The sequence below is a fragment of the Staphylococcus sp. GDY8P47P genome (genome assembly GCF_016892225.1).
In the GTDB taxonomy this organism is placed as follows: Bacteria; Bacillota; Bacilli; order Staphylococcales; family Staphylococcaceae; genus Staphylococcus; species Staphylococcus borealis.
Genome location: NZ_JAFENV010000026.1, coordinates 1 through 10,799, shown reverse-complemented (window position 1 = coordinate 10,799; position 10,799 = coordinate 1). Strand labels below are relative to the sequence as shown.

The window sequence follows — 10,799 nt, the reverse complement described above, 5'->3', positions numbered from 1 at the left end:
GCTACAGGGTTAACATCCTTGTTAATTTGTTTATCTCTGATATTGTCCTTAAAGAAGACTCCTTTTTGTTAAAATTATTCTATAAATTCAACTTTGCAACAGTACCGAAGGCATCGTATTAGGGGGCTCACGTGCAAGAGGCACCCATACAGAAAATTCTGATATAGATATCGGAATCTATTACAATTCAGACTCATTTGACCTGACAGCGATTAATCAAATTGCTACAGAATTGGATGATAAAAATAGAAACAACCTTGTTGTGCCTCCCGGAGCGTGGGGTGATTGGATTAATGGCGGCGGATGGTTATTTATAAATGGGTATCATGTTGACTTGATTTTACGTGATATAAAACGGGTAGAACAAATAATCAAAGATACGGAGCAAGGAATTGTTACTGCCAATTATCAGACCGGGCATCCCCATGGTTATATAAGTGCAATGTATCGTGGAGAATTAGCGATTAGTAAAATACTATATGCTAAGAACGAAAGCTTATGCGAATTAAAAAAGCAGGCAGAAATTTACCCTACTGCTCTAAAGAAAAGCTTGATGAACTTTTTTATATTTGAAGCTGAATTCTCTTTAATGTTTGTAAAAGCAAATGCGGGGGTAGAGGATAAATATTATATTGCAGGCCATGTTTTTCGTATTATTTCATGCTTAAATCAAGTACTATTTGCATGTAATAATGCTTATTGTATCAACGAAAAGAAAGCTATAAAACTGCTTGAAACTTTTGAACATAAACCTGAAAAATATACCGAGAAGGTAAATCATATTTTTGAAGTACTCGGTATCTCACTTTTTGAATGCTACGATATGACCGAGAAACTTTATAAAGAAGTGAATGAAATTGTATCGGAGATAAATAACTTTTTAAACGAGGAGAGTTCAGATGAAAGAAAACAAATATGATGATAATATATTTTTTCAAAAATACAGTCAAATGAGTCGCTCGCAGAAAGGACTGGCTGGTGCGGGAGAATGGGAGACTTTGAAAAAGATGCTACCTGATTTTAAGGGTAAGCGTGTGCTTGATTTAGGATGCGGCTATGGATGGCACTGTATATATGCGATGGAAAACGGTGCTTCCTCTGTAGTAGGTGTTGATATTTCTCATAAAATGCTCGAAGTAGCAAAAGGAAAAACCCATTTTCCACAGATTGAATATGAATGCTGTGCCATAGAAGATGTGGATTTCCCAGAGGAGAGCTTTGATGTAATACTAAGTTCGCTTGCGTTTCATTATGTAGCAGACTATGAGAATTTAATAAAAAAGATATATAGGATGCTGAAGGCTGGTGGCAATTTAGTTTTTACAGTTGAACATCCTGTTTTTACTGCTCATGGAACACAAGACTGGTATTATAACGAAAAAGGAGAAATACTGCATTTCCCGGTGGACAATTATTATTATGAGGGCAAACGGACAGCTATGTTTTTGGAAGAAAAGGTTACAAAATATCATAGAACACTGACCACATATCTAAATACACTGCTTTCAAATAGTTTTATAATAAATCAGATTGTGGAGCCACAGCCGCCAGAGAACATGATGGATATTCCGGGGATGGCGGATGAAATGCGACGCCCAATGATGCTGATTGTATCGGCAAAAAAGAAGATGTAATAATATAGAAAAAATAAACGAGGAGTATGTAAATGAGATCAGAAAAAGAAATGATGGATTTAGTACTTTCTTTAGCAGAACAGGATGAACGTATTCGAATTGTGACCCTTGAGGGGTCACGCGCAAATATTAATATACCTAAAGATGAATTTCAGGATTATGATATTACATATTTTGTAAGTGATATAGAACCGTTTATATCTAATGATGACTGGCTTAATCAATTTGGGAATATAATAATGATGCAAAAGCCGGAGGATATGGAATTATTCCCACCTGAAGAAAAGGGATTTTCCTATCTTATGCTATTTGATGATTACAATAAAATTGATCTTACCTTATTGCCCTTGGAAGAGTTAGATAATTACCTAAAGGGCGATAAATTAATAAAGGTTCTAATTGATAAAGATTGTAGAATTAAAAGGGACATAGTTCCGACTGATATAGATTATCATGTAAGAAAGCCAAGCGCAAGGGAGTATGATGATTGCTGCAATGAATTTTGGAATGTAACACCTTATGTTATTAAAGGATTGTGCCGCAAAGAGATACTGTTTGCAATCGATCATCTGAACCAGATTCTACGGTTTGAACTACTTAGGATGATGTCGTGGAAGGTTGGGATAAAGACAGAATTTTCATTAAGTGTTGGGAAAAATTATAAGTATATTAACAAATACATTGATGAAGATCTATGGAATAGATTATTATCTACATATCGCATGGATTCCTATGAAAATATTTGGAAGTCATTATTTATATGCCACCAATTGTTCAGGGAAGTGTCCAAAGAGGTAGCAGAACTACTGGGGTTTGATTATCCAGAGTATGGTAAGAACATAACAAGATATACCGAGGACATGTATAAAAAATATGTTGAAAATGACTATTTTTAAAGATTAGCAAAGATTATTAACCATAAGCAAGGGGTGTAAATGTATGGAAAGTACTGATGTTATAAATGAAATTAGAGGTATATTACCTCGTAACTCAATTGGAAAATATGATTTACTAACTATTTTTACACATAAAACCGTTTTTGATAAAATTGTAAAAGTACTATCATTGGATTTTCAAAATAAAGTAGATTATGTGGCTGCCCCAGAAGCAATTGGATGGATACTAGGCACTGCCATAGCCAAAGAACTTGGAGTGGGGTTTATTGGAGTAAGAAAAGGTGATAAGCTGCCATACGCAAAAGAAGAGATTATTTCGACACATTTTACCGACTATTCAGGTCAAGATAAAAGCTTTGAAATATCTAAGAGTTCTATTGTGAGGAACAAAAGAGTTTTGATTGTAGATGATTGGATAGAGACATGTTCTCAAATGAAGGCTTTAATAGCTTTGTTAGAGAAATTGGATTGCAGCATTATTGGGTTGGCTACTATTGGGATTGATATAAATGAGGTTACTCAAAAATGGATAGACAGCAGTTTTGTAGCTTATATTGGCTCAAACATATAATAAACCGAAAGAAAATCTTGAATCAAAATTTTGGATGGCGTTAATTTACAATACAACGAAAGATGTTTACTCTTTTTTTATAAATTTTAAGAGGCGTTAAAAAACAGTTTTCAGACGAAAGGAGATCGAAGTTGAGTATAGATTTAAGTAACAAAAAAATTCCGAAAGAAGCAATTCAAGCATTAAAAACTATAGCGGAACTACTTGATAATATGTTAATTGGGGTGTATTTGTATGGTTCGGCAGTAATGGGTGGTTTACGTATGAATAGCGATGTAGATATTTTGGTAATAACAAATCAAAGTTTATCTGAAAAAACTCGAAGGAATCTTACAAATAGGTTAATGCTTATATCTGGGAAAATAGGAAACATAAAAGATATGAGGCCTCTTGAAGTTACGGTCATAAATCAAAAGGATATTGTCCCTTGGCATTTCCCCCCCAAATATGAATTTATGTATGGCGAGTGGCTAAGAGAGCAGTTTGAAAAGGGAGAAATTCCTGAGTCGACTTATGATCCGGATTTAGCAATACTTTTAGCACAACTAAGAAAAAATAGTATTAACCTTTTGGGACCAAAGGCAACAGAAGTAATTGAGCCTGTGCCAATGACAGATATTCGAAAAGCAATTAAAGAATCGTTGCCCGGGTTGATAGCTAGCATTAACGGTGACGAACGCAATGTGATTTTAACTTTAGCCAGAATGTGGCTGACAGCATCTACTGGTGAAATTCGCTCAAAAGATCTGGCAGCTGAATGGGCGATACCTCAATTACCCGATGAGCATGCTACTTTACTCAACAAAGCGAGAGAGGCTTATTTAGGAGAGTGTGTTGACAAGTGGGAAGGAATGGAATCTGAGGTGGCTGAACTCGTTAATCATATGAAAAAGTCTATAGAGTCTTCCCTTAATATCCAATTACCTTTTCGAATAGTTTAAATATAACAAAGACTAGTTGTTAATGTGCATTATTGATTGCTTCGATATGTTCCCCCATATATCAGTTTCTTAAAAAATAATCAAAATACCGTTGATACGTTCCCGCGAACGAAAGGGTTAAAAATCAGCTTAAGACATCAATGCCATCAACTAGAGCCACGTTGAGACGTGTGTTTTATTGTCCCACAAAAGTGCAGACGATTTTATCAGTGTAAAAATGGAGTACGCAGACGACCGAAAAATCCAGCCAGATCGTATCACCTACAGGCTTATTCAGGAGTATATCGAAGAAAAGTACGGCTTCAAAGTTCACACTGCAAACATTGCAGAGGTCAAAAGAAACTTAGGCCTGCCGATGTACGACGCACCAAACGCAGTTGAAGAACTAAAACGCCCATATAAACCAGCACCAGAATATAAAGTAGAAGCTATTAAAGACGCATTAAGGCACTTCAAGGTCATAGATTAAAGTAAAGTACCCTTTCAGCAGATCATTACTGTTGAGAGGGTCTTACTTTTTCAGAAGCCGGCCAATGTAAGGATAGCCCTACAAGATTGCGGGTCTTTCTCTTCGAGCCATGTTTCCAGATTGCTTATAGCGATATCCTTTTGAATATGGATGCTCTCTTCAAATCGATATTCGATTGCACATGTAAGGATATCAACAGGTTCATCAAGAACCTTACCGCCAAGAACTGGGTATTCGTCAATTACAATCCAGTCAGGTGGGAGACCATCAAAGAGAGCCTGCGGATACAATTCCCTAAAGTGAATCTCAATTTCCATAGCTTCGATCTCACCTTGTTCTTTATCTGGGTAACAAGTGGCATAAGATACATCGAAGCCTCTAGTGAGCAGCATCTGAACGACATTGATGAGTTCAATATCAACAGGAATGGTCTTATCGGCGCATTTACAACAAGGCTTCGACCAAATTTCACTGTATAGCTCTAAACATCGTGGACACATCGTCATCATACAATCACTTCCTTCACCAGTTTATAGAAAGTAGTTCTTTTAAGATTAAGTGCCTGCATAGTTGCAGTTGCAGTTTGCTCGCCAGTGCGGTGATATTTACCGCCGGGTACACTGGAATAACCGAGGTTACAAGTCTATTGTTTGGAGATGCGTCAGCCGTTTGGAGGAAAAAGGATCTGAATGTACTGCCCCTACCATAAACGAGGAAACATTGCAGACAGCAGTGGTCAAGGCTATTAACGAACTTTTGGCTAACAAAGAACCCTTCCTCCAGGCGTTGCAGAAAAACATAGCTACTATACTTAATGAAGAAAATGATAATGCCACCAATGATATTGATAGCAAATTGGAAGAATTACAACAACAGCTTCTTATCCAAGCAAAATCCAAGAATGACTATGAAGATGTGGCTGATGAAATCTACCACCTTCGAGAATTGAAGCAAAATGCACTTGTTGAAAATGCAGAGCGTGAAGGAAAAAGGCAACGAATCGCTGAAATGACTGATTTCTTTAATGAACAATCCTGTGAGTTAGAGGAATATGATGAGCAGTTAGTAAGGAGGCTTATAGAAAAAGTTACGGTATTTCATGATAAGTTCGCCGTTGAATTCAAATCAGGAGTCGAGATTGATGTAGAAGGGTAATCTTTAGAAAGAGAACAGAAGAATTATATTGGATTTTTAAAGATAATATGATATAATAAAACGACTTGGAGGTGGAAGAATGTATAACTTTTCTTGCTAATTATATGATGCATAATAAGATATTTAAAGAAACGGCTATAGAACCGTTTGTTTTGTTATGCAAATTGCAAGAAAGTTAAGTATTCTACACTCAATAATACATTACAGTAACCTTATGTTATGTATAACAAAAGGTAATAATAGTATTTGTTTTTGAGCCGTAAGAATTTACTTTCTTGCGGCTTTTAATATTTGTAAAAGAAAGGAAGATAAACGTGATAGACAATGATACTATGTCATTCATGACAAAATCCTTGCAGAGTTGGATAACATTATAGAGTAATTAATGCCGAAAACCGACTTTGCTTATAAAATTTTTATAATGTAAAGGAGGAAGAAATATATGTCCTTAATAAATGTTTCAAATCTAACTTTTTCATATGAAGGAAGTTATGACAATATTTTTGAAAATGTAAGTTTTCAGATAGATACAGATTGGAAACTCGGTTTTATTGGAAGAAACGGACGCGGTAAAACTACTTTCTTAAATTTACTGCTTGGCAAATATGCGTATTCCGGCAATATAAGTTCTACAGTTAAGTTTGAGTATTTTCCTTATGATGTGGAAGATAAGAGTCTATATACAATTGAAGTAATGAAGAGTATTTGTACGGAATGTATGGATTGGGAGATTTTTCGTGAAATATCATTGCTTGATGTTCAAGAAGATGCTTTATATCGTCCGTTTAATACATTGTCAAATGGTGAGCAAACGAAGGTCCTTCTTGCAGCTTTATTCCTTACAGCGAGTTGTTTCCTGCTTATTGATGAACCTACAAACCATCTTGACATCGATGCACGTAATGTAGTGCAAAACTATTTGAAACGCAAGAAGGGGTTTATTTTGGTATCTCATGATAGAAGCTTACTTGATCAATGTGTTGACCATATACTATCTATCAATAAAACGAATATCGAAATCCAAAAGGGAAATTTTACTTCTTGGTGGGAGAACAAAACGTTACAAGATAATTTTGAACTGGCAGAAAACAAGAAACTCCTTAAAGAAATAGGAAGGTTGTCTTATGCAGCAAAACGTAGTTCAAACTGGTCAAATAAAGTAGAAAAAAGTAAATATGGAACAACAAATTCTGGTTCAAAACTGGATAAGGGTTATGTTGGACATAAGGCTGCAAAAGCGATGAAACGTGCCAAAAATATTGAGTCAAGACATCAGGAAGCCGTTTTACAAAAATCAGAACTGCTCCACAACATTGAACAATATGATGACTTAAAAATTTCACCACTTGAATTTCACAAAGAGTGCTTAATAGAAGCGAATGATTTATCATTGTCTTATGGAGATAAAGAAGTATGCAGTAATCTTAATTTCAGAGTCAATATTGGTGATAGAGTTGCCATTATCGGAAAAAATGGGAGTGGTAAGTCTAGTATCCTAAAATTGATTAATGGAGATGATATTAAATTTACCGGAAATTTTATGCTAGCAAGTGGACTAAAAATTTCTTATATTTCGCAAGATACTTCATATTTAAAAGGTAATCTATCTGAATTTGCCTATAATAATAAGATCGATGAAACTCTATTTAAAACGATTCTTCGTAAACTGGATTTTAATAGAGAGCAGTTTGATAAGAACATGGTGGATTTTAGTGCTGGTCAGAAAAAGAAAGTACTAATTGCTAAAAGCCTTTGTGAAAGTGCACATTTGTATATATGGGATGAGCCATTGAACTATATTGATATTTTTTCACGTATCCAAATTGAAAAAATGATTTTGGAATATTGTCCTACACTATTGTTTGTGGAGCATGATGATGCTTTTTGCAATAACATTTGTACGAAAAATATTAATTTAGGTTTGTAGAGATTTTGAGTTGCCACAATAACTAAAAGATATTTACATGAAAGGGTGAAGAAATGTTAAAACAAAAAGAATTAATTGCAAACGTTAAGAATCTTACTGAGTCAGATGAACGAATTACAGCTTGTATGATGTATGGATCGTTTACCAAAGGAGAAGGTGACCAATACTCTGATATAGAGTTCTATATATTTTTGAAAGATAGTATAACCTCGAACTTTGATTCATCCAACTGGTTGTTTGACGTAGCTCCGTACTTGATGCTTTATAAAAATGAGTACGGAACAGAGGTAGTTATTTTTGATAATCTTATACGTGGGGAATTTCATTTCCTTTCTGAAAAAGATATGAACATAATCCCCTCGTTTAAAGATTCAGGTTATATTCCTGATACGAAGGCTATGCTTATTTACGATGAAACAGGGCAATTAGAAAATTATTTATCAGAGATAAGTGGTGCAAGACCAAATAGACTTACTGAAGAAAATGCTAATTTTTTGTTGTGTAATTTCTCTAATCTATGGTTGATGGGAATCAACGTTCTAAAAAGAGGAGAATATGCTCGTTCATTAGAACTCTTATCACAACTTCAAAAAAATACACTACAACTTATACGTATGGCAGAAAAAATGCTGATAATTGGCTAAACATGAGTAAAAACCTTGAAAAAGAAATTAGCCTTGAAAATTATAAAAAATTTGCAAAGACCACTGCTCGATTAGATAAGGTAGAATTATTTGAAGCCTATAAAAATTCTTTGCTATTAGTTATGGATTTGCAAAGTCACCTTATTGAACAATACAACTTAAAAGTTACACATGACATTTTAGAAAGATTGTTGAATTACATTAGTGAATAGGAGAGTAACGTTATTCACAGTATTGGGTACTGAAAATTAACAGCATACCTCAGTTTTTCAAAAAACAGCGAAGCCTATGGATATGTTCCCGTCTACCGATAGTGCAAAAAGTGTCGTGGATATGTTTCCGAGAACGGACATACACAAATGACATTCATTCTGTCCTCTCAATCCATATTGAATGTGTGACTGTTTTAAGTAAGTAAGGAAAACATAAAAAAACGGGCTCTTTGTCAAATCGGACTGATGAGACAAATATTGAAGATGATGAATTTGAGAATTTTCTCAAATTCATCATCTTTTTTTAGTTATTCAATTGTGACAAGGTCGTTTATCATAAAAATTCTTATCTTCATATTACTAAAAGATTTGAAGCCATAAGATACTCTTTTTAATATCTTAATATGAGTATTTTTAGCTTCTATTTTTCCGTTAGAATACTTATACGTTAAGCATTACGAATCCCTTCTTCATAATTAATCAGATTTTCAATCTTCTGTTTAAATAGTGGATCTAAGGTAGTCGGTAAGTTCTTTAATAAATCAAAAAATGAGTCTGGATCTTTATTTCTAAAGTGATAGGTTAATAATTGAAACACGCCATAGGCTTCTTTTAAGTCTGTAGAAAATGATAAAAGACGATCAATCATCATTGATTCTGTTAGAGGGGGAAACTTAGGTGAAGGAAAGCTTCTCCAATTTTTATATTCTGAACTAGAAACAGTCATTTGATTCTTTAATAGGTATTTCCAATTTACTTTTAGCTTATTGGCTTCAGAACGCTGGTGATTCTTTATTAATGCTTTCATTTCCCTGACTCTAAAGTCATTAAAAGCTTGGTTTAAGTGTTTAACGATATGAAACCTATCAATGACTAAAGCTGCACAAGGAAAGATTTTTTTAGTTAACTGAAAATAAGCCGCATTCATATCTGTCACTAGAAATTTTACCTGTTCTCGTTTCTCCTTGGGAGAACGATTGAAGTAATTCATTAGTTTATCAAGTCTACGACTAGGAAGAACATCAACCAGTTCACCGGTTTCACCATTGGCACAAATAAAACTCATTTTATCTTCATAGGTGGCATGAGATCTGAATTCATCAACCATTAGAACTTTTGGAAAAGAGCGTGGTTTAAGCGTTTCAGGTAAATGTTTTTCAACAGATTTAAGGACCCTTATAACGGTTGTGAGTGATACATGACATATCTTAGCGATAACGGTCATTGATATTTTTTGAGTTAATAATTCTAGTATTCTAAATGTCATGAATCGACTAATAAAACAATTTTCTTCAACGATAGAACATTGAGTTGTCCAATGTTGATGGCAGTTTTTACAAAAATATCGTTGTTTTTTTAGCTTTAAAATAGTTGGAATATTTTGATATGATTCCAAACGAATTGTCACTTCTTTTTTCCCATTTTTTACAATGGTTTTCTTTTCATCTGCATCGTTCGCATGAGACTGACAATACTTACAGGCCGTAAGCTTAGGTGAGTAGGTACCAGTGATAATTAATGTGTTCACACCTTTGTATTTTCCTTCTTCAACACAAGTTAAATTTAAATCTTTCTTTAATTCGCAACATTTTTTTGATATGATTAGTCATGACATGTCGTCCTTTCTATTTAAGATTTTGGTTGGTACTTTAATTTTACTAGATAGACGACATGCTTTTCTACTTAAATAAACTAAAATAGAACTGATGAATCAAAAAATGATTCATCAGTTCTATAAATTATAGAGCCTGAATTTATCCGCAAAAACAAATTCCGCACCTTAGAATATGATGATAAGCTTGTAAGGAAGATAATCCAGAGCGTTACAGTGTATGAAGACCACTTCGTCATAGTCTTCAAATCTGGCATCGAAATGGAAATATAAAAACCCAAAGTAAATAGCCCATGACTCTACAGTAGAGTTGTGGGTTTTCTTTTGCTTGCTGATTATAATAATATTTTAATAACTATTGTGTTTATCAATCAAATGGTTTACAATATTCTTAGCGTAAACTTGGAGGTGCTGTATGACTACGGCAGAAATGATTAAAGAACTGTGTGAGCAAATGAATATAAGTGTTTCCGAACTTGCTAGACGTATTGGCCAGACTCCACAGAATTTCAATAAAAAATTACAACGAGAAACAGTAACCTTGGATGAGTTGAAGGCCATTGCTGATGTGCTAGGTGTCAAGTTTGTGCAGGCATTTATTTTACCAGATGGAGAAGAAATAAAAATATCTAACGAATAAAGGAGGATGTTTATATGGTAGGTAATGTTATTCAAATAGTAACAGAGAAATTATCATCTTTGCCTTTTATAGAAGGCATGGTTCTGTTGCAAAGTAAA

General features: G+C 34.2%; 10 protein-coding genes and 2 pseudogenes. 10 read left to right on the top strand and 2 right to left on the bottom strand.

The window, feature by feature from the left end; all coding sequences use genetic code 11:
- Positions 1-85 precede the first annotated feature (85 nt).
- From JVV30_RS10670 to JVV30_RS10645, 6 genes are all read left to right on the top strand, one after another.
- Entirely contained in the window at positions 86-919 is an 834-nt protein-coding gene (locus JVV30_RS10670; RefSeq protein WP_204194204.1) for a nucleotidyltransferase domain-containing protein, read from the top strand.
- Positions 900-1,634 carry a class I SAM-dependent methyltransferase gene (locus tag JVV30_RS10665; RefSeq protein ID WP_000662263.1) on the top strand — a complete coding sequence of 245 codons (735 nt, stop codon included), beginning with the start codon at positions 900-902 and terminating at the stop codon, positions 1,632-1,634. Before JVV30_RS10670 ends, JVV30_RS10665 begins: the two co-directional genes overlap by 20 nt.
- A gap of 32 nt (positions 1,635-1,666) precedes the next feature.
- Positions 1,667-2,530: an aminoglycoside nucleotidyltransferase ANT(6)-Ia gene (locus JVV30_RS10660; RefSeq protein ID WP_002294505.1), complete on the top strand. Its 864-nt coding sequence runs from the start codon at positions 1,667-1,669 to the stop codon at positions 2,528-2,530.
- A 43-nt stretch (positions 2,531-2,573) separates the two neighbouring features.
- Complete coding sequence (locus JVV30_RS10655) at positions 2,574-3,101, top strand: phosphoribosyltransferase family protein (RefSeq protein ID WP_204194201.1); 528 nt, start codon at positions 2,574-2,576, stop codon at positions 3,099-3,101.
- Between the two features lie 131 nt (positions 3,102-3,232).
- Positions 3,233-4,042: an ANT(9) family aminoglycoside nucleotidyltransferase Spw gene (locus tag JVV30_RS10650; RefSeq protein WP_002294509.1), complete on the top strand. Its 810-nt coding sequence runs from the start codon at positions 3,233-3,235 to the stop codon at positions 4,040-4,042.
- A 217-nt stretch (positions 4,043-4,259) separates the two neighbouring features.
- Positions 4,260-4,511: a hypothetical protein gene (locus JVV30_RS10645; RefSeq protein ID WP_002294510.1), complete on the top strand. Its 252-nt coding sequence runs from the start codon at positions 4,260-4,262 to the stop codon at positions 4,509-4,511.
- Between the two features lie 50 nt (positions 4,512-4,561).
- On the opposite strand, the gene JVV30_RS10640 is transcribed toward JVV30_RS10645, so the two are convergent.
- Positions 4,562-5,020, bottom strand: coding sequence for a hypothetical protein (locus tag JVV30_RS10640; RefSeq protein ID WP_002325145.1), 459 nt, complete (start codon positions 5,018-5,020; stop codon positions 4,562-4,564).
- A gap of 61 nt (positions 5,021-5,081) precedes the next feature.
- Here JVV30_RS10640 and JVV30_RS10635 point away from each other — a divergent pair, with 61 nt between their 5' ends.
- The 3 genes and pseudogenes from JVV30_RS10635 (at position 5,082) to lnu(B) (ending at position 8,449) form a co-directional block, all read left to right on the top strand.
- On the top strand, positions 5,082-5,666 hold the full coding sequence (locus JVV30_RS10635) for a recombinase zinc beta ribbon domain-containing protein (RefSeq protein ID WP_002294511.1): 585 nt from the start codon (positions 5,082-5,084) through the stop codon (positions 5,664-5,666).
- A 442-nt stretch (positions 5,667-6,108) separates the two neighbouring features.
- A complete protein-coding gene (gene lsa(E) / locus JVV30_RS10630; RefSeq protein ID WP_002294513.1) occupies positions 6,109-7,593 on the top strand; it encodes an ABC-F type ribosomal protection protein Lsa(E) in 1,485 nt (494 codons plus the stop codon).
- A 53-nt stretch (positions 7,594-7,646) separates the two neighbouring features.
- Positions 7,647-8,449 (top strand): annotated as a pseudogene (gene lnu(B), locus JVV30_RS10625) (lincosamide nucleotidyltransferase Lnu(B)).
- Between the two features lie 308 nt (positions 8,450-8,757).
- On the opposite strand, the pseudogene JVV30_RS10620 reads toward lnu(B), so the two are convergent.
- Positions 8,758-10,059: pseudogene (locus JVV30_RS10620) on the bottom strand (ISL3 family transposase).
- A gap of 417 nt (positions 10,060-10,476) precedes the next feature.
- Between JVV30_RS10620 and JVV30_RS10610 the strand changes: the two are divergent.
- A complete protein-coding gene (locus JVV30_RS10610) occupies positions 10,477-10,701 on the top strand; it encodes a helix-turn-helix domain-containing protein (RefSeq protein ID WP_000205227.1) in 225 nt (74 codons plus the stop codon).
- Positions 10,702-10,799: the final 98 nt, after the last annotated feature.